General features: G+C 64.4%; 22 protein-coding genes and 1 tRNA gene. 12 read left to right on the top strand and 11 right to left on the bottom strand.

Annotation, left to right across the window (positions count from 1 at the left end):
* Positions 1-53 precede the first annotated feature (53 nt).
* From DBZ32_RS10595 to DBZ32_RS10580, 4 genes are all read right to left on the bottom strand, one after another.
* A complete protein-coding gene (locus DBZ32_RS10595; RefSeq protein ID WP_119167143.1) occupies positions 54-956 on the bottom strand; it encodes a F0F1 ATP synthase subunit gamma in 903 nt (300 codons plus the stop codon).
* A gap of 60 nt (positions 957-1,016) precedes the next feature.
* A complete protein-coding gene (gene atpA, locus DBZ32_RS10590; protein WP_119167142.1) occupies positions 1,017-2,552 on the bottom strand; it encodes a F0F1 ATP synthase subunit alpha in 1,536 nt (511 codons plus the stop codon).
* Positions 2,552-3,112: a F0F1 ATP synthase subunit delta gene (locus tag DBZ32_RS10585; protein ID WP_119167141.1), complete on the bottom strand. Its 561-nt coding sequence runs from the start codon at positions 3,110-3,112 to the stop codon at positions 2,552-2,554. Before DBZ32_RS10585 ends, atpA begins: the two co-directional genes overlap by 1 nt.
* 350 nt (positions 3,113-3,462) lie before the next feature.
* The gene (locus DBZ32_RS10580; protein ID WP_119167140.1) at positions 3,463-5,736 is read right to left on the bottom strand and encodes a primosomal protein N'; all 2,274 of its coding nucleotides are present in this window, start codon (positions 5,734-5,736) and stop codon (positions 3,463-3,465) included.
* A gap of 162 nt (positions 5,737-5,898) precedes the next feature.
* Here DBZ32_RS10580 and fsa point away from each other — a divergent pair, with 162 nt between their 5' ends.
* The 3 genes from fsa to DBZ32_RS10565 are packed head-to-tail and all read left to right on the top strand — an operon-like array spanning position 5,899 to position 8,295.
* Positions 5,899-6,597 (top strand): fructose-6-phosphate aldolase, encoded by a 699-nt coding sequence (gene fsa / locus DBZ32_RS10575; protein WP_119167139.1) that lies wholly within the window; start codon positions 5,899-5,901, stop codon positions 6,595-6,597.
* Complete coding sequence (locus DBZ32_RS10570; protein WP_162906709.1) at positions 6,569-7,336, top strand: DUF484 family protein; 768 nt, start codon at positions 6,569-6,571, stop codon at positions 7,334-7,336. The genes fsa and DBZ32_RS10570 overlap by 29 nt, the downstream gene beginning before the upstream one ends.
* Positions 7,315-8,295, top strand: a complete 981-nt coding sequence (locus DBZ32_RS10565; protein WP_119167137.1) for a tyrosine recombinase XerC — start codon at positions 7,315-7,317, stop codon at positions 8,293-8,295. Before DBZ32_RS10570 ends, DBZ32_RS10565 begins: the two co-directional genes overlap by 22 nt.
* 41 nt (positions 8,296-8,336) lie before the next feature.
* Here DBZ32_RS10565 and DBZ32_RS10560 read toward each other — a convergent pair whose 3' ends face one another.
* Positions 8,337-9,542, bottom strand: a complete 1,206-nt coding sequence (locus tag DBZ32_RS10560; protein WP_119167136.1) for an MFS transporter — start codon at positions 9,540-9,542, stop codon at positions 8,337-8,339.
* 217 nt (positions 9,543-9,759) lie between these two features.
* Between DBZ32_RS10560 and DBZ32_RS10555 the strand changes: the two genes are divergently transcribed.
* Positions 9,760-10,644 carry an RNA polymerase factor sigma-32 gene (locus DBZ32_RS10555; RefSeq protein ID WP_119167135.1) on the top strand — a complete coding sequence of 295 codons (885 nt, stop codon included), beginning with the start codon at positions 9,760-9,762 and terminating at the stop codon, positions 10,642-10,644.
* Positions 10,645-10,656: 12 nt separating this feature from the next.
* Here the strand turns inward: DBZ32_RS10555 and DBZ32_RS10550 are convergent, their stop codons facing one another.
* Positions 10,657-11,553: a LysR family transcriptional regulator gene (locus DBZ32_RS10550; protein ID WP_119167134.1), complete on the bottom strand. Its 897-nt coding sequence runs from the start codon at positions 11,551-11,553 to the stop codon at positions 10,657-10,659.
* 74 nt (positions 11,554-11,627) lie between these two features.
* Between DBZ32_RS10550 and DBZ32_RS10545 the strand changes: the two genes are divergently transcribed.
* Positions 11,628-12,602: an NAD(P)H-dependent flavin oxidoreductase gene (locus DBZ32_RS10545; RefSeq protein ID WP_208539192.1), complete on the top strand. Its 975-nt coding sequence runs from the start codon at positions 11,628-11,630 to the stop codon at positions 12,600-12,602.
* 15 nt (positions 12,603-12,617) lie between these two features.
* Here the strand turns inward: DBZ32_RS10545 and DBZ32_RS10540 are convergent, their stop codons facing one another.
* From DBZ32_RS10540 to DBZ32_RS10525, 4 genes are all read right to left on the bottom strand, one after another.
* Entirely contained in the window at positions 12,618-14,507 is a 1,890-nt protein-coding gene (locus DBZ32_RS10540; RefSeq protein ID WP_119167133.1) for an adenylate/guanylate cyclase domain-containing protein, read from the bottom strand.
* 71 nt (positions 14,508-14,578) lie between these two features.
* A complete protein-coding gene (locus DBZ32_RS10535; RefSeq protein ID WP_119167132.1) occupies positions 14,579-16,027 on the bottom strand; it encodes a M48 family metalloprotease in 1,449 nt (482 codons plus the stop codon).
* The gene (locus tag DBZ32_RS10530; RefSeq protein ID WP_119167131.1) at positions 16,024-16,797 is read right to left on the bottom strand and encodes a thermonuclease family protein; all 774 of its coding nucleotides are present in this window, start codon (positions 16,795-16,797) and stop codon (positions 16,024-16,026) included. Before DBZ32_RS10530 ends, DBZ32_RS10535 begins: the two co-directional genes overlap by 4 nt.
* Before the next feature lie 6 nt (positions 16,798-16,803).
* Complete coding sequence (locus DBZ32_RS10525; protein ID WP_119167130.1) at positions 16,804-17,277, bottom strand: acyl-CoA thioesterase; 474 nt, start codon at positions 17,275-17,277, stop codon at positions 16,804-16,806.
* A gap of 186 nt (positions 17,278-17,463) precedes the next feature.
* Here DBZ32_RS10525 and pip point away from each other — a divergent pair, with 186 nt between their 5' ends.
* The 4 genes from pip (at position 17,464) to DBZ32_RS10500 (ending at position 20,818) form a co-directional block, all read left to right on the top strand.
* Positions 17,464-18,414 (top strand): prolyl aminopeptidase, encoded by a 951-nt coding sequence (pip, locus tag DBZ32_RS10520; protein ID WP_119167129.1) that lies wholly within the window; start codon positions 17,464-17,466, stop codon positions 18,412-18,414.
* Between the two features lie 192 nt (positions 18,415-18,606).
* Positions 18,607-19,116 (top strand): acyloxyacyl hydrolase, encoded by a 510-nt coding sequence (locus tag DBZ32_RS10515; RefSeq protein ID WP_119167128.1) that lies wholly within the window; start codon positions 18,607-18,609, stop codon positions 19,114-19,116.
* Between the two features lie 510 nt (positions 19,117-19,626).
* Positions 19,627-20,634 (top strand): trypsin-like serine peptidase, encoded by a 1,008-nt coding sequence (locus tag DBZ32_RS10505; RefSeq protein WP_119167126.1) that lies wholly within the window; start codon positions 19,627-19,629, stop codon positions 20,632-20,634.
* Between the two features lie 107 nt (positions 20,635-20,741).
* Positions 20,742-20,818 (top strand) — tRNA-Arg (locus DBZ32_RS10500).
* 163 nt (positions 20,819-20,981) lie between these two features.
* On the opposite strand, the gene DBZ32_RS10495 is transcribed toward DBZ32_RS10500, so the two are convergent.
* Positions 20,982-21,815 (bottom strand): DNA adenine methylase, encoded by an 834-nt coding sequence (locus tag DBZ32_RS10495; RefSeq protein ID WP_328587483.1) that lies wholly within the window; start codon positions 21,813-21,815, stop codon positions 20,982-20,984.
* A 161-nt stretch (positions 21,816-21,976) separates the two neighbouring features.
* Here DBZ32_RS10495 and DBZ32_RS10490 point away from each other — a divergent pair, with 161 nt between their 5' ends.
* From DBZ32_RS10490 to DBZ32_RS10480, 3 genes are all read left to right on the top strand, one after another.
* Positions 21,977-22,225 carry a hypothetical protein gene (locus DBZ32_RS10490; protein WP_119167124.1) on the top strand — a complete coding sequence of 83 codons (249 nt, stop codon included), beginning with the start codon at positions 21,977-21,979 and terminating at the stop codon, positions 22,223-22,225.
* On the top strand, positions 22,222-22,920 hold the full coding sequence (locus tag DBZ32_RS10485; RefSeq protein WP_119167123.1) for a hypothetical protein: 699 nt from the start codon (positions 22,222-22,224) through the stop codon (positions 22,918-22,920). Before DBZ32_RS10490 ends, DBZ32_RS10485 begins: the two co-directional genes overlap by 4 nt.
* Positions 22,921-23,037: 117 nt before the next feature.
* A complete protein-coding gene (locus DBZ32_RS10480) occupies positions 23,038-24,027 on the top strand; it encodes a thermonuclease family protein (RefSeq protein ID WP_119167122.1) in 990 nt (329 codons plus the stop codon).
* The last annotated feature ends 2 nt before the right edge of the window (positions 24,028-24,029 follow it).

The following is a 24,029-nucleotide window of genomic DNA, read 5'->3' as shown; positions in this document are numbered from 1 at the left end:
ATTTCGGCGCCGACGCTGACCGCAAGCCGGCCGGCGCCCTCGCTCGCTCTTGGTTACATTGCTTCCTTGGCGGAGATGATCTCGATCAGCTCCGTTGTGATCGCGGCCTGACGCGTGCGGTTGTACTGCAGCGTCAGCTTGTTGATCATCTCGCCGGCGTTGCGTGTCGCGTTATCCATTGCGGTCATGCGTGCGCCATGCTCGCTGGCATTATTCTCCAGGATGGCGCGATAGATCTGGACCGAGAGGTTGCGCGGCAGCAGATCGGCGAGGATCTGCTCCTCGCTCGGCTCGTATTCGTAGACGGCCCCCTCCGCCTGGGGCGAAGCAGAGTCGCTTTGCGCCTCGTCCTCGGAGATTTCGCCTGCGGTAAAGGGGATCAGCTGTTGGCGTGTGACGAGCTGAGCAATCGCCGACTTGAAGCGCGCATAGATCAGGGTGCAGACGTCGAACTCTTCCGCCGCGAACATCCGGCGCAGCGTCTCGGCGATTTCATCGGCCTTTTCGAAACTCGGATAGGGCTTCGTCACGTCCTCGATCGTCTCGATGATCAGGTTGCCGTGGGTGCGGCGAAGCTGATCGCGTCCCTTGCGCCCGACGCAGAGCACCTTCACGTCTTTGCCCTGGCCTTTCAACTCGTCGATCAGCCGCTTGGCTTCACGCACGATGGAGGAGTTGAAGCCACCACAGAGGCCGCGGTCGGCCGTTGCCACCACCACCAGCTGGACCTGATCGCTGCCGGTGCCGGACAACAGCTTCGGCCCTTGGCCCGCAACCACACTGGAGGCCACCGACCCCAGCATGCGGCCCATGCGTTCGGCATAGGGGCGTGCTGCTTCGGCCTGCTCCTGAGCACGGCGCAGTTTCGCGGCCGCGACCATCTTCATGGCCGAAGTGATCTTCTGCGTCGACTTGACGCTCGAGATGCGGTTGCGCAGGTCCTTGAGGCTAGCCATCGGGTCCGCTTCGTCTCTGATCCACTCTCTTGGCGCTGCCGCTCAGGCGCCGCCGCCGGCTCAACCGGCCGTGTAGGTCTTGGCGAAGCCTTCCAGGAAGGACTTCAGCTTGCTTTCGAGGTCCTGGGTCAGGTCCTTCTGACTGCGAATCCCCTCCAGCAGATCTTGCTGAGTGGACCGCAGCTCGGCGAGCATGCGCTGCTCGAAATCGCCGACCTGGTTGACCGCCACCGTGTCGAGGTAGCCACGGGTGCCGGCATAGATCGCGCAGACCTGCTCCTCGACCGGCAGCGGCTTGTACTGCGGTTGCTTGAGAAGCTGTGTCAGGCGCTGGCCGCGCTGCAGCAGACGCTGGGTCGAGGCGTCGAGATCGGAGGCGAACTGGGCGAAGGCTTCCATCTCGCGGAACTGCGCCAGTTCCAGCTTCATGGTGCCAGCGACCTTCTTCATCGCCTTGATCTGCGCGGCCGAGCCGACGCGGCTGACCGAGATGCCGACGTTCAGCGCGGGGCGGATGCCCTTATAGAAGAGGTTGGTCTCCAGGAAGATCTGACCGTCGGTGATCGAAATCACGTTGGTCGGAATAAAGGCGGAGACGTCGCCGCCCTGGGTTTCGATGATCGGCAATGCCGTCAGGGAGCCGGAGCCGTTGTCCTCGTTCATCTTCGCCGCGCGCTCCAGCAGACGGGAGTGCAGGTAGAAGACGTCGCCCGGGAAGGCCTCGCGTCCCGGCGGGCGGCGCAGCAGAAGCGACATCTGACGGTAGGACACGGCCTGCTTCGACAGGTCGTCGTAGCAGATCACCGCATGCATGCCGTTGTCGCGGAAGTACTCGCCCATCGTGCAGCCGGTATAGGGCGCCAGGAACTGAAGCGGCGCCGGGTCGGAGGCCGTGGCCGCGACGACGATGGAGTATTCCATCGCGCCGTTGTCTTCCAGCAGCTTCACGAGCTTGGCGACCGAAGAGCGCTTCTGGCCGATCGCGACGTAGATGCAGTGCAGTTTGGCCTTGTCGTCGCCGCCTGTATTGACGCTCTTCTGGTTGATGAAGGTGTCGAGCGCGATGGCGGTCTTGCCGGTCTGGCGGTCGCCGATGATCAGTTCGCGCTGTCCGCGGCCGATCGGAATCAAAGCGTCGATCGCCTTGAGCCCCGTCTGCATCGGCTCGTGAACCGACTTGCGCGGGATGATGCCGGGGGCCTTGACCTCTACGCGGCGGCGCTCGGCATCCTCGATCGGACCCTTGCCGTCGATCGGGTTGCCCAGTCCGTCGACCACGCGGCCGAGTAGCCCCTTGCCGACCGGAACGTCGACGATGTCGCCGGTCCGCTTGACTGTGTCGCCCTCGCCGATGCCGCGGTCATCGCCGAACAGCACGACACCGACGTTGTCGTGCTCCAGGTTCAGGGCCATGCCCTTCACACCGCCCGGGAATTCGACCATCTCGCCGGCCTGGATGTTGTCCAGACCGTAAATGCGCGCCACACCGTCACCGACCGAGAGAACCGTGCCGATCTCAGCGACATCGGCCTCGGCGCCGAAGTTCTCGATCTGCTGTTTCAGGATCGAGGAGATTTCCGCGGCCCGGATGTCCATCAGCCAACCCCTTTCATCGCGAACTTAAGTCGTTCGAGCTTACTCTTCAGGGACCCGTCCACCATGCGGCTGCCGACCTGAACGATCAGGCCGCCGAGCAGCGAGGGGTCTATCTGTGTGTCGATTTCTACCTTGCCGCCGATCTTCTTCTGCAGCGTCTCGGCGAGCGCGTTGCGCTGCGTCTCGGAGAGCGCGCGCGCGGAGATAACCTTCGCCGTCACTTCGCCGCGGCGGCGACGCAACTCGGCGATAAAACCCTGGATCATGCGCGGCAGCGCAAACAGGCGGCCGTTCTCGGCAACCACACCGACGAAACGGCGAACCAGATCGCTGGCGCCAGCTCGTTCCAAGATTGCGGCAATCGCCTCGGCTTGCTGATCGCGCCCGTAGACCGGGCTGCGGATCAGGCTCCGCAGATCGCCGCTCTCGGCGATCAACGACTGCAGGCTGGTCAGGTCGCTGGCAACCGCGTCGAGTTGCTTGTTCTGATCGGCCAGTTCGTAGAGCGCAAGGGCATAGCGCCCAGCCAAGCCGCCTACGGTTTCATCTGTGCCTGCCAAGCCCGTCGGCTCCCTAAATAAAGACTTCAACGGAGGTCCAAGGTTCCAGCGCAGGGTTACGCCTGCTTTCCCCTTGGTTTCGCGCCGGAGAGCGCCACCCCGAACCCATGCTCGCTGGAACCGCGCAGGTCACTCCGCATCTGATTGAACAGCCTGAAGGAACCGCGCCGCAGAAGCTATGTGCTGCCATTGCGCGAGGAGATCCCCGCAGCGAAAGCGAGGGGTAGGTATCACAGGCCCATGGTGGGGTGCAAGCCGAGTCGGGAGCGGTTTTTGCAGTGCACAGTCCGCCCTCGGACCAGGCGCGCTACACAAAGTTTTCAGGTAGATTTGCCGGCCCTGCCTCGATGTCACCAGAAGCTGTAGGGATCGATGTCCGTCGCGAGACGCACGGAGTTCGGAAGGTCCAGCCCGGTCAGCCACCGGCGCAGGAGTCTCTGTAGCGGCAGGTCGCGCCGGGCCTTGATCAAAAAACGGCGGCGATGACGCCCGCGCAGAACCGCCAACGGTGCCTCCGCGGGACCGAGCACGCGCAGGCCGGGAAGGGTGGGCGCGGAGCGGGCGACCAGTCGCGCCGCCTGGTCGACCACGTCGGGATCAGGCGCGGAGAGGATCAAGGCGGCGAGACGTCCGAACGGCGGCCAGCCGCCGATCTGGCGCTGCTCGGCCTCCAGCGCCAGGAAGCGGTCGCGATCTCCCTCGACCAGCGCCTGCATGACCGGGTGGTCCGGGTCGTAGGTCTGGATCAGCACCCGGCCCGGTCGCTCGGCCCGTCCCGCGCGTCCGGCAACCTGGTGCAGCAGATGGTAAGTGCGCTCGCCGGCGCGCAGATCGCCGCCCTTCAGGCCCAGGTCGGCGTCGATCACACCGACCAAAGTCAGCAGCGGGAAGTGATGTCCCTTCGCCGCCAGTTGAGTGCCGATCACGATATCCAGTTCGTGGGCCTGGATTCGCCGGATCAGTTCGGCGGCGTCGGCCGGTCCCTGCAGGCTGTCCGATGACATGATCTGGGTCCGGGCGGCCGGAAAGCGGGCAGAGACTTCCTCCGCCAGGCGCTCGACGCCGGGACCGATCGGGGTCAGAGCCTCGACCTCGCCACAGGCCGGACACGCCTCGGGCACGCGCATGCCGTAACCGCAATGGTGGCAGACCAGGCGTCCGAGAAAACGATGCTCCACCAGCCAAGCCGAACAGCTCGGGCACTCGAAGCGATGGCCGCAAGCGCGACAGAGAGTGAGCGGCGCATAGCCGCGACGGTTGAGGTAGAGCAGGGCCTGCGCCCCGGACTGCAAGGTCTCCTCCAACGCCTGCAACAATGGCGGCGACAGCCAGGACGTGCCGATCTCCGGGTCGCGCCTGGGAGGATCGCGCCGTAGGTCGATCAACTCCACCTGCGGCAATTCGGCGCCGCCATGGCGGTTGGGCAGGCGCAGTTCGGAATACTTGTCGGTCTGAACGTTGACGAGGGACTCCAGGGACGGCGTGGCGGAGGCGAGCACGATGGGAAAATCGCCCAGATGGGCGCGCACCACCGCCATGTCTCGCGCGTGGTAGATCACTCCGTCTTCTTGCTTGAAGGCGGCTTCATGTTCCTCGTCGACCACGATCAGGCCGAGCTCGGGATAGGGCAAGAAGAGCGCGGAGCGCGCGCCGACCACCACTCTCGCCCGGCCGTCCGCGACGGCCCGCCAGGTCAGTTGTCGCGCGCTGCTCTTGAGATCGCTGTGCCATGCGACCGGTGGCGTGCCGAAGCGTGCCGCGAAGCGCTCCAGCCACTGGGCCGAAAGGGCGATTTCAGGCAGCAGAACCAGAACCTGTCGCTGCGCCGCAAGCGCTGCCGCCACGGCCTCGAAGTAGACCTCTGTCTTGCCTGAGCCGGTCACGCCGTCGAGCAGCGTTACGGAGAAGCCGCTGTCGACTTTCGCCCTGAGGTCGGCGGCGGCCGATGCTTGATCGGGCGAAAGCGCCGGACCCTGGTGCTGCCAGTTCGGCTCGCCGATCCCGAGGCGGGGGACGATCTCGACCTCGTCCAACGCTCCGGCTTCGATCAAGCCCTTGACCACGCCGACTCCGACGCCCGCGGTACGTGCCAGCTCTGCTTGGCTGCGGGCGAAACCGTCTTCCGCCGCGGCCAAGGCGCGGCGACGCGCCGGCGTGAGCTTGAGGCAATCGAGAGGAGGCCGGCCGGAGTGGAGGACGCGCCGCACCGGTTTTGGTGGTGTCAAAGCGCCCGGTGACGAGAGGCTCATACGCAGCACCGCGCCGGGTGGCGCAAGGCTGTAGCCGGCAACCCAGTCTATGAAGCGGCGATGGGCGTCGGGCAGTGGCGGAAGGTCCAGTCGCGCCACGACCGGTTTGAGTTTCCCCACCGGCACGCCGTCCTCCTCCGGGGCGCTGTCCCAGGCCACGCCCACCACGTCACGCCGGCCCAGCGGAACGGTTACGATGTCGCCGGGCGAAAGCTCCAACCCTGGCGGAACGCTGTAGCTGAAGGCCCCGCTTAGGGGCAGCGGCAAGAGGACGCGCAACCGCCGAGGTTGAGCCGGGTCCCCGAGTCCGGCCGGTCGATCTGCGGGGTCTTCTCGCTCTGAGATGGGGGCGCTGGTGGCGCGACGCTCAGCCATAAGCTAGACTCTAGCCATCCGATCGGAGTCCCTTCGAGTCTACTGGGTGGGGCAGCTCTGGACGGACCCCCTGGGGCGGGTCTATCTCCGGCGCAAGCGCCCCCGCGACAGCAGATATCCTGCAAGAGGGGGCTGGATACAAGGACGAGAAAGACCGCCGACATGAAGTTCTTCATCGATACTGCAGATGTCGCCGAGATCCGCGATCTTGCCGCCACCGGGCTGGTCGACGGCATCACCACCAACCCGTCGCTGATTGCGAAGACCGGACGGCGCTTCCTGGAAGTGGTCCAGGAGATTTGCGAGATCGTGCCCGGTCCTGTTTCCGCCGAGGTGACGGCTACCGATCATGCGACCATGTTGGCCGAGGGGCGCAAGCTGGCGGCCTTGGCCCCGAACGTGTGCGTCAAGGTTCCGCTGACGCCCGACGGTCTCAAGACCTGCAAGGTACTGAGCGACGAGGGAACCAAGGTTAACGTTACCCTCTGTTTCTCGGCGGGACAGGCGATCTTGGCCGCCAAGGCCGGCGCGAGCTTTATCTCGCCCTTCGTGGGCCGGCTCGACGACATCGGTGCGGACGGCATGGAACTGATCGCCGAGATCGTCGAGATCTACGCAGCTTATCCGCAGATCCAGACCGAGGTGCTGGTCGCCAGCGTGCGCGGGCCGGCGCATGTCATCGAGGCGGCGAAACTCGGCGCCGACGTGGCGACGCTCCCGCCCGCGGTTTTGCGAGGTCTCTATAAGCACCCGCTGACCGACAAGGGCCTGGAGGCGTTCCTGGCCGACTGGGCCAAGACGGGTCAAACGATTCTGAGCGACGAGGATGGCCATGGCGAACCGGCGCGACGCAGCGCCTGACAGTCCGGAGCGCCCTGAGCGCTCGGTGACCGAGGGACTCGAGAATGCACCGCGCCGCACGCTCGGCGCGGGCGAGGTAGCAGCCTATCTGCGCCGTCACCCCGATTTCCTGAAACGTCACCCCGAACTGCTCGATGCCATGGTGACGCCGGTGCGCGCAACCGGAGATGGGGTGCTGGATTTCCAGCAGGCCATGGTCGAGCGCCTGCGGCGTGAGGTGGCGCAGGCGCTTGAGACCCGCGATGAGCTGGTATCGTTGAGCCGTGCCAACGCCCTCGCCCAACAGCGGCTTCACCGCGGTCTGCTTGGACTGTTGGCCGCTCGCTCTTTCGAGCATCTGATTGAAACTCTGACCACGGACCTGACGCTGGCGCTCGACGTAGACGTGGTCTCGCTCTGTGTCGAACCCTCCGAGATGGCGCTCAGTCCGCCGAAGCGCCCAGTTGGCGTCTATCGGCTAGAGGCCGGCACGGTCGAGGCCTTGCTCGGCCCGAGCAAGCGCGTGCGCCTGATCGGCGATACGCCGGGGGATGCGGGTGTCTTTCCGACGGCGGCCGGTCTGGTGCGTTCGTCGGCCTTGGTTCGTCTCAATATCGGTCCGACAACGCCGCCGGCTCTGATTGGACTGGGCAGCCGCGATCCTGGGCATTTCGAGGAAGGTCAGGGCACGGAACTGCTTGGCTTTCTCGGTCAGGCGGTCGAGCATCTGGTCCGTGCATGGCTCGATCTGCCCGAGTAACCGACAAAGGGGGGGCCGGCCTGATCGGCTTTCCCGGCGACGCGGGAGTGGAGGCCGCCCTTCAGGACTGGCGTAGATGGCTGGCTGACGAGAAGCGCGCTTCATCGCACACCTGCACGGCCTATGACACCGATCTTCTCGATTTTCTGACCTTCCTCACGGATCATCTGGGACAGCGGCCGCGGCTGGAGGATCTGCGCAGCCTTCGGCAGGCGGACTTCCGGGCCTGGCTGGCGCGGCGGACCCTGGACGGGCTGGCCCGCAGTTCGACCGCCCGGGCTCTCGCCGCCTTGCGCAGTTTCTATCGATGGGGCGGGCGGACCGGCCGGCTCGACAACAGCGCCATCGCCAATCTGCGCGGGCCGAAGCTGCCGCGGACTCTCCCCAAGGCGCTGACCGAGGCCGAGGCGCGGGCGACGGTCGAGTCGGTCGGCGAGCTCTACGCGCAGGATTGGCAGGGTTTGCGGGACACGGCGATCCTGCTGCTGCTCTACGGCGCCGGCTTGCGCATCGGTGAAGCGCTGGCTCTGCGTGCCGGTGATGCTCCGGCCATGGGACAAGCGACCTTGCGTGTCCTCGGAAAGGGACGAAAGGAGCGCATCCTGCCGCTGTTGCCGGCGATCCCCGAAGCCATCGCCGCCTATCGGACCGCCTGTCCGCACGCTTTGCCGGCCGAGGGACCGCTGTTCCGCTCGCAACGGGGCAAGCCCCTGTCCGCCCGGCAGGTCCAGCTCTCACTGCAACGCCTGCGCAGTCTGCTCGACCTGCCTGAGACGGCAACTCCGCATGCCCTTCGTCACTCCTTCGCCACGCATTTGCTCGGGGCCGGAGGCGATCTGCGGTCCATTCAAGAGCTGCTGGGCCATGCCAGTCTCTCCACCACCCAGCGCTATACCGCCGTCGATGGGGCACGTTTGCTGGATATCTATGATCGCGCTCACCCACGGGCGCGCGGCTAGGCGAAAAGGCGGCGTGCGGACGGCTGGCCTGGGGACCGCCCTCAGAGCGAACGGGTGGTATGACCGAGTCTCAAGGCCCAAGGCCCCAGCGCCGCACCGAACGCCAGCAGGGCGAAAGCCCAGGCCCAGGCGCGCGGCTCTTCCATGCCTCCCGCAGCGTCCAGGACGATGCCGACGGCGAGTGGCGCGACAAATCCTGCGCCAAACCCGAAGAGAGTATGGATCGCCATCAGCGCGCCACGGTGCTCGGGATCCGAAGCGCCGACGGCACCGGCGGTCAAGGAACCGGAATCTCCCATGACCATCACGCCGACAACGAAGAGTAAGGCGAGCAGGAGCCAGCTCGGGCCATCGGCGGTCAAGCCGAATGCCAGAGTACAGACCGCCGAGCTTGCCATCACGACAGTAAGCACGCGGCGGCGCCCGAAGCGGATTGAGAGCTCGTTACCCAGTACCGAGGCCGGCAGACCGATGATCAGGGCCACCGTCGCCAGACGCGTCGCCTCGGCTTGGGCGAGACCTCCCAAGGCCGGCGCTGTTACTAGAAAAGCGACCAGCCAGGCGCGCCAGCCGAACAGCTCCCAGATATGACAGGTGTAGCCCAGCGTATAGCCCATGGCGGCACGGTTCTTCAGCGCCGAAACCCAGCGCATTGCGGTGGCCGGGCCTCCACTTCCCTGGGGCGGTCGCGCTTCGCTGCCGAGCCACACGATCAGTGCAGCGGCGACGCTACCGGCGGCAGCGAAGAAGAAAGCGGACTGCCAGCCAAAGCGGCTGGCCAGCTCGCCGGCGGCAAGAACGGAGAGGCCGACGCCAACGGCGAAATGGGCAGTGTACCAGGCGATCGCTCGCGACTGCTGCGGTCCCTCGATGCGATCGGCCAGGATGCGGGCGCCCACCATGTAGCTGCCGGCCAAAGCCGCACCCGCCAGGAACCGCCAGGGCAAGGCGGTCCAGAAGCTGTTTGCAAAGAGAGCGAAGCCGAGCGTTGTCACTGCGCCCAGCAGATTGGCCGCGATGAAAATTCGGCGCGCGTCGATCCGGTCGGTACGTCCGACCAAGACCGGAACGGCTGCGGCGTAACCGGCGTAATAGACTCCGCTGACCCAACCGGCTTGGCTTGCCGACAGATCCCAGGAGTCCTGAAAAAGAGGAATCAATGCGGGAAAAGTCGCGTTTCCGAGCATTGCCAGCACCAGTGCGGCGCAGGTCAGAACGGTTAGCCGGAGGGGGATCGCAATTGGCATGAAGAGTCTGAATCGGCTGCCGAGTCTGGCGTATCAAGCAGTCCGGTAAATCTTCAACTCATAAGTACTAATGGGGTTTCCTTATAAGTACTCATAGTTTCTGTGTGAGTGCTAGCTCTCTCTTTTGTTGGAATCAGATTTTTGGGTGATCCGGAGCTTTCAGGTGGTCGTAAATTAAATCAGAAGTGAAAAAAATCACGTCCGGGAGCAGCTCGCGATGGCTCACTATGAGAACCCCGAAGCGCAGCGGGCCGGGTCGGCCTTCATCCGCCGCTCGATGTCCGAACCTCTTCTGACCCGAGACCGAGAGTTCGCTTTGGCGCGAGCTTGGCGCGAGAAGGGCGATCAAACCGCTCTACATGAACTGGTGCGCAGCTACACGCGGCTTGTGGTCTCCATCGCGGCGAAATTCCGAAACTACGGCCTACCCATGAGCGACCTCGTTCAAGAGGGATCGGTCGGGCTGATGCAGGCGGCCGCCCGCTTCGAACCGGAGCGGGACGTGCGCTTTTCCACCTACGCCGCCTGGTGGATCCGCTCGGCCATACAGGACTTCATCTTGCGCAACTGGTCGATCGTTCGAACCGGAACCACGGCCGCGCAGAAGTCTTTGTTCTTTAACCTTCGTCGTCTTCGGGCGCGGATCGAGGAAAACAGCGGTCGACAGTTGGACGACGAGGGTCGCCAGAAAATCTCGGTCGAGCTTGGCGTCCCCTTGGCAGAGGTCGAGGCGATGGAAAGCCGGATGTCCGCCTCGGATCAATCGCTTAATATGACAGTCGGCGAAGATGGCGAAGACGAATGGCAGTCCTTCCTGGCCGATGAGCGCGCGACGCCTGATGTCAACGTTCAGATCGTGCATGACCGCGATCTGCGCAGTCTATGGTTGAGTGAGGCGCTCGGGACCTTGGACCGGCGTGAGCGCATGATTATAGAGGCGCGCCGCTTGACCGACGAAGGTGCAACCTTGGAACAGCTCGGTACGCAGCTCGGGGTGAGCAAAGAGCGGGTTCGGCAACTGGAGCATCGCGCTCTCGGAAAACTACGGACCGCGATCATGTCCCGCACGGACGCACCGAGGGATCTCTTGATCGAGGGCTAGATCAGCTAGCGGTCAATCGGTTTTCGAACGTGGTTCCGGTGCGCCCTCTCGCTCTATCGACCCATCGGGTTGAATGTTCGCAATCAGATCGCAAAGAGCGCCGTGCGCCTTCGGCATTCTATTGTCCGAACGCCACGCTAGGAACGTCTCACTGAGCGCAAGGGCGCGCGGCAAGGCTCTTGCCCTGAGCGCATCGACATTCCGGTAGGCAGCCACCGCTGCCTCCGGCGCAACCGCGAAGCCCATACCGGCTTCCACGCAACCGAGAATGCCGTCGAGCGTCCCCATCTCCAGAATCGGGGTATCGCTTCTCCCCAAGCTGCGCAGCCAGTTCTCCGCGACGGCTCGGTAGCTGCAGCCGCCTCTGAAAGCGAGCAGTGGCCTGTTCCCACCTGCCTCGGCAGCGCGCACCTCGACCAGGGCTTCGCGAAACGCCAGGATGCTGCGAAAGCGGCCGAGGTCGACCGGGCCCGCGACGAAAGCGGCCTCGAGCTTGCGATCCCAGACCAGAGAAAGCAGTTCTGCCGTCGGGCCGGTGTGGAGCGAAATCGGTGCCGTCGGACAAGCTTGAGTTAAAGCCTTCAGAAGCGGTGGCAAGCGAACCGCCGCCGTCGTCTCCATGGCGCCCAAGCGCAAGGGCGCGGAGCCTCCTGCCGCATCCAGCAGATCGCGTTCGGCAAGCTCGAAACGCATCAGAAGATCGTCTGCGTGGTGGCGCAAGCGTTCGCCCAGTTGCGTCAAGCGGGCACCGCTCCGCCCGCGCTCGAACAGCGTTCCACCGAGCTGATGTTCGAGGCGTCGGATACGTGCCGTCACGTTCGACTGCACGCAATGCAGCAGAAGCGCGGCTGCGGAAAAGCTTCCGGACTCGGCTACGGTGACGAAGGTTTTAAGCAGTTGCCGATCCATCCATCAAAAATGCAGATATAAAGTTCTCGTATCAATCGATTTCTTTCCGTCGTGCGATCTGGAAAGCTGCGGTCATGGAACAGATGATCAAGACCCGCTTTACCGAACGCTTTGGCATTCCTCATCCGGTGATGCTGGCCCCCATGGACAAGGTTGCCGGCGGTAGGCTGGCCGCTGCAGTGTCTCATGCCGGGGGGCTTGGGCTCATTGGCGGCGGTTACGGCGACGCCGCGTGGCTGGAGCGTGCGTTCGGAGAAATCGGCAACGCCGCCGTTGGCGTGGGCTTCATCACCTGGAGCCTTCTGCGCAAACCCGAGTTGATCGCGCAAACCCTGGTTCGACAGCCGGCAGCTTTCATGGTCTCCTTCGGGGATGGTGAGGAGGCCGTGGCTGCAGCGCGTGACGCCGGCGTGCCGACGATTTGGCAAATCCAACGGCTCAGCCAGGCCGAGCAGGCTCTGGCAGCCGAAGTCGACGTCATCGTCGTACAGGGTCAGGAGGCGGGCGGCCATGGTATGGACCGTGGCTTGACCGCGCTCCTGCCGGCGGTTCGCGATCTTGCCGGGCCGGAGCAAATCATCCTGGCCGCTGGCGGTCTCGCCGACGGTCGCGGGTTGGCGGCTTCCCTGATGCTCGGTGCCGATGGCGTCATGTTGGGCACGCGCTTCTGGGCGAGCGCCGAGGCCGAGGGATCCGAAGCCGCGAAGGCGGCCTTGCTCCGTGCGACCGGAGACGGAACGCTTCGCTCCAAGGTCTTCGACATCGCTCGGAATGCCGCTTGGCCCGAGCAGTTCACGGGGCGGACCGTTGCAAACGCCTTCGCGCGGCAATGGCAGGACGACCTCGAGGGTTTGCGGCGCAACGCGGAGAGCGAGCGGACGAGGTACGACGCTGCCCATCCGGACGACTACGAGACCCGCGTGCTGATCGCAGGTGAGGCGCTCGATCTGATCGACAAGATCGAGTCTGCCGAAACCATCGTCACCGATGTCGTTCGCGAAGCGGCAGGTCTGTTGCGGAATGCCGGCGACGTTCTGGTCACGGCCTAGGAGGGCATCCCAGGTCTAGGCAGGTTCAGAGTCGGCGAAGTTTCCAGGCCTCTTCGCACAAGCGACCGTCACCCGGTAGACTTCCACCGGATCCTCGCGTCCGCGCAAGTCGAGTTTACCCAGGTTCTCCCCTGCCTCCATCGCATCGGCAGCCGAGAGAGTGTCGGCACTGGCGAGCAGGATGACATCCGCATCCTCTCCCGGGTGCCCGCGCTCTTTTCCGAGAGCTTCCAGGCGCTGGGCGACGTTCACCGTATCTCCGATCAGCGTGTAGTTCATGCGGCTGGGCGCGCCGATGTTACCGACCACGGCGGGGCCACTATGCAGGCCGATTCGCAGACGAACGGCAGGCTGCCCATTGGCCTGGCGTTGCCTGTTGTCTTGGGCTACGGCCCGGGCCATCTCTCGGGCGGCCCTTAGAGCTCGAGCCGCATGATCGGGTTGCGACTCCGGCGCACCCCAGAAGGCCATCAGCGAATCGCCGATGTACTTGTCGACCGTGCCGCTCTCGGCCTCGACGCAGGTGCCCAGCAGCGCAAAGTGCTCGTTGAGCAGTGTCGCCAACTCTTCCGGCGAGCGCCGCTCGGCCAGCTTGGTAAAACCGGAGATGTCGGTGAAGAGCACGGTGATCTGCCGTTCCTCCGAATGCGTCGCGCTGGGGCCAAGCTGCATGAGACGGGCGACGAGCGCGCGTGGAACGTAAATCTCGAACCAGCCCAACGCCGTGCGCATGGCGGCAAAGGTGCGCTGCGCGGCATCCAGTTCGCGCAGGCGCGAGCGCTCGAGGGGCGGCATCTCGTCGAGTTTGAGCCGTGCTACCGCTTCGGCGGCGGCCTCCAGTCGGCGCACCGGGCGGGCCAGCGCACGACCCAGCAGAACGGAAAGCCCGATCGAGACCAAGAGAATGACGAGGGCAACGGTGCCGGACCCGATCAGACGATGCAGGGGCTGGATCACCTCATCCAACGGCAGGTAGACCCCGACAGTCATGGGTTCGCCGCCAATGGTCCCGGCCTCTCGGTAGACGAAAAGATGCCGGTTTCCAGCAACTTCCACGGCGTGCGCCTTGGCGTTTCGGGCGAAGACGATCTGCTGCAGTGCGCGGTCCATCACCGGCTCGTCCCACATGGCCGCCAAAACCTCGTCGCCGAGATCGCTGGCGCGCGGCAGGGGCCGCTCGGGTGAGAGCTCTGTCGCGACGCTCGCCATGTCGGCATGCGCCACGACCCGGTCGTGCCCCAGCAGGACGAAGGTTCGCGCGCCCTCGGACGCGAGAGACGCGACGAACTCGCTGATTTCCGTGATGGCCACGACCGCACTTGCCGCGCCCTGGAAACTGCCGTCGGGGCCGAACAGCGGCACAGAGGTACTGACGTGTGGAGCGCCCAGATCTTCGGCCCAGACCACGAAGTGATTGTCGGCCAGGGTGCCGCTGCGCGCGGTCTCGAGCAGATCGTCGATATCCGGCCGGCCGGCCCAGTTGCTGCGCAGATAGACCAGTTCGTCTTCGACGAAGCCGACCCGCGTCGCAGTCCCGTCGGCCTGAACGAGCGCGACGCCATGCACCTGCGGGCCGGCAGCCAGGCTGCCGGCGAGGACCGCCTTCAACTCCGTTTCGTTGTCGAGATCTAGGGCGCCGGTGCGAACCAGACGCGCCAGATGCTCGACCTGGAAGTGGCCGTCTTCCTGATGCTCCTGCGTCAGACCGGCCAGTGAGTCGAGGTAGAGCTCGGCTGTTCCCCCCATCAGTTCGAGCGTGTTTTGTTGGTTCGCGCGCCAGGTGACGAAACCGACGGCCAGAACGGCAACCGACAACAGCCCGCCGAAGGTCAGCGTGATCGCGCTGGCGATCGGCAGACGCCAAAAGTCTCGGCTTTTCGGGTCGGGTTCGTCCCTCGGCTGCATGCTGACCTGCTGCTACATCTTCGCGCTCGACCAAACGCTTGGGCCTGGCAAACACTATCTCTGGTCAAACACTACTGTACGACGAGTTTAACCGTTTGACCTGCTTGAACTTCTTGATCGGCTGACAGCCCGTTGAGGGCGCGCAAACGGGCCTCTCGATAGTTTGCGAAGGGGAGGCGGCGAGCCAGGCTCGCGACGTTCTCGCCCTGCTCCACCCTGTGCAGCACAAGGCGCTGCGGCTTCAGCTCTTGGGCCTCTGCTTCGCTCAGGCGACGAAAGCTGTAGAGGGTATCCACGAAGGCATCGGCGTAGCGGCGGCTTTGTTCGGGTGTGCTGACGAAGAGGAAGCGATAGACCGTATCGTCGGGCATGCGGATCGCCGCCAAACGGAGATGGCGCGACCCTTGTCGAGTCTCGATCTTGGCCAGACCGGAGGCTGCCGGGAGGCCGTCCACGACGAAATCGGCCAACTGCTCGAGCGAGACCTCCTGTCCGGCCCATTCGCGCTGCAGATAGGTCAAAAGATCTGCGCTTTCCGGCCGGGCGCGGTCGAAGACCACTCGAACGCCTTCACTGTCCACAGCGATCACTTGGGTCTGGCCGTTCAGCAGCCGGAAGCCTTCGGGCACCTCGAAGGCGAAGCGCAGGTGCGAATGCAGGAAGCTGCGACCGCGCACGAAGCCTTCCTCGGGACTGTCGCCGTAGAGCATGCCGTCGATCTTTTCCAGATAGAGATCGCGGGCGGTCATCGGGTCCACGACTGCCGTGGACCCCGCTTGGCGGATCGCCTCCTCGATGCGATCGGCCGTGCGCGGATGAGTTGCCATGATGTTGAAAGCGTCCGGCGCTCCGGGGCTGCCGGCGATTTCCGCTTCCAACCGGCTTTGGCGCAACAGGTTGTCCAGAAAGCCTGCCATGGCCTGCGGGTCGTAGCCAGCTCGCGCCAAGTATTGCACGCCCAGAATATCGGCCTCGTATTCCTGATCGCGCGAGTAGGCGCGCAAGCCCAGCTCCGCAACGCTGCTGCCGAACGCGGCGGCCTCTTCGCCCAGCAGAAGGCCAAGGCCGAGCGCCGCAAGTTCTCCGAAGATCCCCGCGCCGACGCGATTGAGGCCGTGCCGGGCATTCACATGCCCGATCTCATGAGCCAGCACGCCGGCCAGCTCTGCTTCGTTCTCGGCGAGGGCCATCAAGCCGCGGGTCACGTAGACGTAGCCGCCGGGCAGGGCGAAGGCGTTGACCATGGGGGAGTCCAGCACGGTGAAGGTGTAGTCGAGATCTGGTTGCTCTGACGTACGGGCCAGAAACTGTCCAAGCGAGTCGACGTAGTCCCGGACTTTCGGATTCTCGTAGGCACCGCCGAAGGCCTCGACCATCTGCTCGTGCTGCTGGGCGCCAAGGCTCCGTTCGATGCCGGACAGCCAGTCCGCGGAGGCCTGGCCGGGCGCCGTCAGGCTCGCGGTGAACAGCAGCGCGGCCGCGGCAAAAGCCAGCAGAGGGCGAAACGATCTGCGAATCACTGTTCCTCCAACACCTCGATCTGATCCGGCGAAAGAATCTCGATCATCGGGCCATTGAACGATTCGAGCCAGCCGCGGAGCCGCAGCCGTCGTCCGGCGTAGGCACGCGGATCGAGACCGGCCGCGCGGAACCTGCGCCGCGCATCGGGCGACAGGGTAGCGGTGAAGTCGCTGCGCCAGTCGGCCCCGAAGTTGAGATAGGCCCGGCCGCGCACCACTGCCGCATCCGTCACACGTCCTTCCACGATCACGAAACGGCCGAGAGACATTTGCTCCAACTCGTCCGGAAGCGCCTCCGCCGTACGTACAGAGTAATACGTATCCGACCAGAGCCCACGTCCCTCCGCACGGGCCGTCGCCTCGAGACGCAGGCGCTCGCTTCGCCCGGGCGTCGGCTCCAAACCGGCCACTTGCGCCAAGCCTGCGGCGATCAGAACAGAGCCAAGTTGTCGCCCGTCCGGCAGGGTTGCCGAGCCCAGCGCCCGCCCCCAACGGTCCTGGCCGATGATTGTAAGGCGCAGCGGCACATCCAGCGTCAGCGCTGATAAACCTTCACGCGATCGCTCGGCCATGTACCAAACTCCGACATAGCCGAGCGGCGGTTGCGGCGGTAGCAGCCCGGCAAGACGAAAGGCGGTCCCGTCCTCCAGGCGCAGGGTCGTTCCGTCATCCGCCGCCACAGCGGTGCGCGTTATGGTTTCAGCCGTAGCTTCGGCGGCTACGGGGCTGAAGCTGCCGGCGAGAAGAACAAGCACGGCAATCCAGCGCATGGCCTTTCACCTTGCAGACGACCGTCGAGACCCGACCTGACTCAGCCGCTCGCGCATGCTGTCCGTCAGCGGGCGCGACTTGCGCGTAATGTCGTCCATCAGCACCAGAACGGTTTCGGCCGTCGCGACGCAGGTATCCTTGGCGAACAGACCTTGTGCAAGGGTCATGGAACTGGTGCCGATGCGGGTCACGCTGGTCCCGATCTGGATGTCCCCCGGCCAGTGCAGCTCCGCCCGGAAGTCGAGCGCCAGTCTGGCGATGACGAAGGAAGCTCCCTCCGGTGCCAGAGACTGCTCGGGATCGTAGAAGATCGCTACGCGCCCGGACTCCAGGAAGGTTGCGAAGACAGCGTTGTTGACGTGGCCTTGGCGGTCGGTGTCGCGGTAGCGCAGGATGTCTTTGGTCCAGCTCGCATAGAGATCGCGGTCCGTCGGATCGGGCGCGGGTGTTGCGTCTTTTCTGCCGTTTGAGCTGCTCATGGTGCCAGTAGCTAGCACGCCAAACGGAATTTCGCCAAAGCTCGGTGCTTGCAGGGGGTGTTGGCTCTGCCGGCCGGCGCGATATAAGGGCGTGCGTCGTACAGCTTTGCAACGTCCCGACAGTCCGCCGGCCAATAGATTTGGCCGATGGACAGGTTTTCACGGACATCCCCCGATGGAGATCCGATGGCGGCTCAAGACCTCTTTCCGCCCATCCAAGCTTACGAGACCGGCTTGCTGGCGGTCGACAACCTGCACACGATCTACTGGGAGCAGTCGGGTCATCCGGAAGGACGGCCGGTCCTGTTCGTGCATGGCGGGCCAGGTGCGGGCGCATCGCCGGACCATCGCCGCTTTTTCGATCCGGCGGCCTACCGCATCGTTATCTTCGATCAGCGCGGAGCCGGCCGATCCACGCCCCTGGGCGAGACGCGCGCCAACACCACGCAACACCTGATCGCCGACATGGAAATGCTACGCGTGCGCTTGGGGATCGAGCGCTGGCATCTCTTCGGCGGGTCCTGGGGGTCCACTCTGGCGCTGGCCTACGCCCAGGCTCATCCCGAGCGGGTTTCGGCCTTGCTGCTGCGCGGCATCTTTCTCTGCCGGAAGAAGGAGGTCGATTGGTTCCTCTATGGCATGCGCACCTACTTTCCCGAGGTTTGGGAACGTTTCTCCGGCTTCATTCCCAAGGCGGAACGAAACGATTTGCTGGATGCCTACTACACCCGCCTGATGGATCCGGATCCGGAGGTACACATGCCGGCCGCGCGGTCCTGGAGCACCTACGAGGGCGCTTGCTCCACCTTGATGCCAAGTCCGGAGACCGTCGCCGCTTTCGGCGAAGACAGCATGGCCCTCGGTCTGGCACGGATCGAGGCGCACTACTTCGTCAATAAGATCTTCCTGCCTGACGACGCCTTGCTGGAGCGGGCGAGCCTTCTGCGCGACTTGCCGGGCGCCATTGTCCAGGGGCGCTACGATACCGTCTGTCCGCCGACGACGGCTTACGATCTTCACAGGGCCTGGCCGGCCGCCAGCTTCCGCATCATCCCCGATGCCGGTCACTCCGCGATGGAACCCGGTATCCGCCGCGCTCTGGTCGAAGCGACGGAGCGCTTCAAGAATTACGCCTAGAGCAGGATTCACGTCATGACTGGAAGCGAAACCACTTCCAGTCATGGCGATCGCGCTCCAGAAAAATGTTCTGCAACTTTAAGTAGTTGCGAAGAATTCACTGCGAAGTTGCCGTGCATTCAGGCTTGCCCTCTTTTCGGTGCTCAGTAAACTTGGTTCCCAGGGTTGGGAGTGTGTTGGGGGCGAGTGTTGATGGTGCGTGGTATTCTGGCCGCCGTTCTGGCGGTGGCGTTGCTTGTAGGTGCTGCCGAAGTTTCAGCTGAGGACGACCCAAGCCTTATCTCATTCGGCGCCGGCTGGTGGGATCTCCTCGCCGGAGATGATGACCAGGCGGACTTCCGCCTGGAGTATCGCCATGGTCAGCGGTTTCTCCATATCGTGAAGCCCTGGGCCGGCCTGGAGGTCACAACGGCTGGCGGGTTCTGGGGTGGTGCGGGCCTGTTGATCGACATCTACCTCGGCCGTCGCATCGTGCTGACCGGTAGCACCGGGGTTGGCGGCTTCTACGAGGGTGACGGCAAGGATCTGGGCAGCCCGATCGAGTTCCGTTCGACGATAGAACTGGGGTACCGCTTCGACGATCGCTCGCGTCTCTCGCTGGCCTTCGGGCACCTCTCGAACGCCGGGATCGGCGACGACAATCCGGGGGCCGAGGTCCTGACGCTCTACTACCATCTGCCGATCAACACTCTTTTCGACTAGGCGCGCGTCCGCCTTTTTGGGCGAGAACCTGTCTCTCCTGCCGATAGCGCAAGCCGCCTTCTCGGGTCACGCTGCGGGCAAACCCGTTTTCCGACCCGTTGGGAGAGATGTCGTGTCGTTCAGAGCTTACCGGCTTCTCATGAGCGGGCTAGCCGGACTTGTCTTGCTGGGAGCTAGCGCGAGTTCTGCTGAGTCGGATCAGCCCGGCTGGAACTGGAGCGCAGCCTCCCAGGCTGAGCGCGCTGCGGCAGGGCAGGCCGGTGACTCGACGAATGGTGCCTCGGCCGGGGGGCGGCTCAGCGACGCCGTCTCCGCCGACGAAGCGGTGAAGGCGCCGGAGGGCGACGACGAAACCGAAGCGGGCGTCGCCAGCGCGATCTCCAGTATCATGCGCCCGAACCACGGTCGCGCTCTCGCCAACGAGGCGGACATCGAGGCGCTCCGGCGCCGCGCTCAAACGGGCCAGCCACTGCGGCGCCGACCCCGATCCGGCTTTCGCGCCGCTCACCGATGGGTGATTGGACCTGCGCGGCCGAAGGCGCTGCAATCCTCGCCATGCAGCCCGCCGGTCTTCTGTCGCCTCTGGCGGCTCTCGCTTTCGCCCTCGCCCTCGCGGCGCCGGGCTCGGCGTCGGCGAATATCTTCGAGACGGACGACCGGGTTGCCGTCGAGCGCCTACCCGGTACGCCCTGGGCGGCGGTCGGTCTGATCACGCAGACCACGCCGGGTCGCGATTTTCGCTTCGGTACGGTAACCCTGGTCGGGCCCTGTCATGCGCTGACGGCTCACCACACCGCCTTCCGCAGTATCGCTCAGGCCAATAGTGACGAGCCGAGCCACCTCTGGTTCGGGCCGCCGCGACCGGCCGGCGCGATATCCGGCGCGTCTGGGGATGCGGCCACGGCGGCAGAAGGCGGCGCGGCCGAAGGTGGAAGCTTCCCTTGGACTTGGCGGGTCACGGCGCGGCCGGTGGCCTGGGGCGATCTGGATGCCCATGTGCATGGCGACTGGGCCTTGCTGGAACTCGAGCATTGCCTCGGCGCCGAACTGGGCTGGTGGGAGCTGGCCCCGCTGGGCTTCGACGAAATCAAGGCGCTGGAGCCCAACGCCCTGCGGCTGGTCGGGCACCCGACTGAGAGCCCACGCGAAACGGCTCTGCTCGACCCCGCGTGCAACCTCTATAGAGAGCTGGGCTCTGTCCCGGGCTGGCGCATGGACTGCGCCGTGCGTGTCGGTAATTCCGGCGGTCCCGTCTTTCTCGACCCGACCGAACCCGCGGCGGTCGCGACGCCCTCGAGCACTGCCGTCTCTGCCGGCACCGCCAAATCCGGTCCGCTCGGTCCGCGTCTGATCGCCATCGTCAAAGGCGATTTCTTTCCGCAGCCGGGTGGCGTGATTATTCCGCAATGGGACGAGCGTGCGGCCAACGTCGCTCTGCCGGTCTATGCCTTTATCGAGACCCTGCGACCCCACCTCGCCGCCGGACAAGCCCGCGCCGCGCGGGAAGCGGGTCAGTAGGCCGGCCGCGTCGGCCGGTCCGCTCTCACGACTTGCGCAGAAAGCTCCGAGACGACAGATTGCGTCCTGCCTAGATGCATTCCAAGATCCTACAGCATCTGTTGCGGGTCCCCGTAGCTCAGCAGGATAGAGCACAGGATTCCTAATCCTGGGGTCGCAGGTTCGAATCCTGCCGGGGACGCCACTTCCATCCTGTTCGCCCGTGGTTACGGACAACGGATTCTCGACGCGAACGACAGTGTAGCGCGCCACTTAAAATGGGGGCACCGCGCCACATAAAGTGGGGTCACTTGTTGCAGCGCGAAAACCGGCCTGTAACGCCGCCGTCGCGGCAGGCGGAGGTAAAGTCACAGACCCAGCTCCCGCCGCCACGTATCGGGGCCGGTGACGATCAGCTCAGCAGCGGTCTGCCCTTTCTTGACATGGTTTAGGGAGTAGCTCGTCTGGACCTCCAGAATCTCGAAGCGGCCGAAGACTTGGCGCATCTCCGGTCGGTCGTTGATGGACAGGATGAAGCGGCCGGCTAAGCTGGCCAGCTGATCGGCCAGACGTTCGAAGTCGGCGGGTTGGAACAGCCGGCGGCCGTAATCCTGCTCTCCACCGGCATAAGGCGGATCAAGATAGAAGAGCGTGCCGGGCCTGTCGTATCTCGTCAGGAAGGCGTCGTAGGGCAGGCGCTCGATGACTACACCTGCGAGGCGTTCGTGGAGAGCTTCGAGCAGCGGAACCAGCTTGGTGATGTCGAAGGTGCCGGGGCGGCCGACAGACACGCCGAAGTTGCGGCCGTTGACCTTTCCGCCATAGGCCGTGCGCTGGAGGTAGAGGAAGCGAGCAGCCCGCTCCAGGTCGGTCAGGCTGTCCGGATCGAGCTTCACCAAGCGCTCGAACTCCGAGCGTGTCGTGATCTGCCAGCGGATCATATCGAGGAAGGCCTGGTAGTGGCGCTGCAGCACGCGAAACAGGCCCGAAACGTCTGCTGACAGGTCGTTTATGACCTCTGCCTGTGGCCGGCGTGTGCGGCGCAGGAAGATACCTCCGAGCCCGACGAAGGGCTCGGCGTAGGTCTGGCAAGGTAAAGCATCGATCAGCGGGACGAGCCGCTTTGCGAGGTTGCGTTTGCCGCCGATGTAGGGGGCAACGGGCATGCAAGGCGAGACGGGCTCGCCCGGTTGTAAAGGCATCGACTCCATAAAGGATTCTCACGAGACTGGTCCCGCCCCGATCGGGGTGGCGGGGCGGCCTGATGCGGCCGGTCAGATCGTGCGAGTCTCTGGCTCGCGGCTTAGGGCGTTGGCGCGCCCTGGCCCCCGCCGGCCGGTGCGGCTGAACAGGGGAACACGGGATGGAACAGGAGAAGCTGGCGGCCGAGGTGGAGCGGCTGCAGGCGCGTGTCGAATCGCTGGAGTACGCGCTGGTCGCTTTGCTGGAACAGGGGAGCGTAAGCGAAGAGTGGATCTCGGACTTTGTTAAGGCGAACAACTCGCCATACAGCCATCCGACCGAGATCAGCGGCGGCGGCGCGCAGCTGCTGTCGCGCATGCGCAACCTCAAGCGGGCAATCGCCGAAGCCACCGAGGATGAAGTGTCGTGACTGAAGAAGAGCTGCAGAGGCAAATGAAGCTGGAGCACTACAAAGCCCAGATTCAACTCCATTTGGAGGGCTGGAAAGCAGATAGAGAGCTTTACAACCTCAAATACAGCACTGACATCGCTTGGCGCCAGGATGCAGGCAACGTGATGCGGAGCGAAGCAATGACCTTCGCAGTTCTGGCGCTTCGAAGCCTCATGCTCTTCAACGGCGCTGCACTGGTGATTCTTTTGACACTGGTCGGCGCTATTTGGAGTGCGGATGCAGAGCAGGGACAGCAGCTGATTACTCAGTTGCATCCCGCGCTTAAATGGTTCGGCGCAGGCGTGTTTCTCGGCATGACCTCCGCTGGCGTCGCTTACCTTATCCAACAAGGCGCGATCGAGGGTGTCGAAGAACTGTACAACGCAAAACCTAAGAAGCCGGACCTGCCTGAAGCCGACCTGCCTGAAGCCGACCAGCCTGAAGCCGACCAGCCTGAAGCCGACCAGCCTGAAGCCGACCAGCCTATCAAAGACAAAAACATCGCAGATGCAGATAAAACAGATGGGCAGGGTATCAAAGATCAGATCGAGGCGCTCAATACGAAGGTGAAGTGCCGGAGGTACTTCGTGATTGTTATGGCTACTGGCAGTCTGGTCAGTTTCTTTTCTGGCGTGTACTGTGCCGCTCAGGCCTTCGGTTCGATAGCGAGTTAAGGCTCGCCACGGCTGCTTCGGCCGTCTGGGTCTGGGGTGACCAAGACGGGTCGATCCCTCAATGCAAACTCCTGGACGGCGCGCAAAGGTTGCCGCAAGACTGAGGCGATGCGACCGATGCTCGTCTTGATGGCGCTTATCTGGACCGTGCCCGCCTTGGCCGAAGAGGCCGCACTGGAAGTAGCGGCCGAGCCGACGATCGTCGAGGGTGAAGCTATCGCCTTGGACGGCGATACCGTTGTGCTCGAAGGGCGGCGGCTTCGGCTTTGGGGTATCGACGCGCCGGAGATGTCGGACCCACGAGGGCCGGTGGGCCGGGCGGCGCTGGACGCGCTGTTGCGCCGAGGGCCGCTGCGCTGTGTTTTGGTCGACAAGGTCGACTCGCAGCTGCCGGTGGCGCGTTGTAGCGTTCCAGGTCCGGCTGGGCCGGAGGACTTGGGCGAGCTGCAGCTGGCGGGTGGGCATGCCTTCGTGCATCGGCTCTACACGCTCGGAGACGACTGGGCCGGTCGCTACGACGCCGCAGAACGGCACGCGATAGAGGGCGGCGCAGGCTTTTGGAGCGCTGAACAGGATCAGGCCGATGAGAATGCGCTGACTGTCAGGTGGTGGCTCGAACAGTTTTTCGGCCTGCTTATCGGACTCCTCGCTGTCGGCGCAGCAGCATGGACAGCCAGAGCGATCTGGAGAAGTGCTCAACACACGGCAGACGCTCAGACACGTATCAACGAGAGGCGGGTCAAGCTGGATCTCTTCGAACGCCGACTGGTGATTTACGATACGGCGATGTCCATCACGCGGGGGTTCTTTCGATTGAGCACTCCGCATGCGACAGAACTGGTGGATCGGCTGGATGAATTCTTTCCACAAGTCCAATTCTTGTTCGCTGAGACTGGCGTGCGCACTCTTCTTGAGCAGATCCAGAAAAAGGCCCGCCTCTATCGGCTTTACTCCAACCACATAGTCGCCGATAGGAATGGCGCTCAACAGCATCCGAAATTCGAAGAGTGGGTCAGCACGTGTGACGAGATTGAGAGCTGGATGGTAGCCCAGCAAAAGGAGCTTACTGACATGCTCGGACCCGATCTCGACCTCCGCAATGACTGACC

The organism is Algihabitans albus (genome assembly GCF_003572205.1).
Classification (GTDB): Bacteria; Pseudomonadota; Alphaproteobacteria; order Kiloniellales; family DSM-21159; genus Algihabitans; species Algihabitans albus.
The sequence above is the reverse complement of the archived record's forward strand: the minus strand, read 5'-3'. Positions and strand labels throughout refer to the sequence as shown.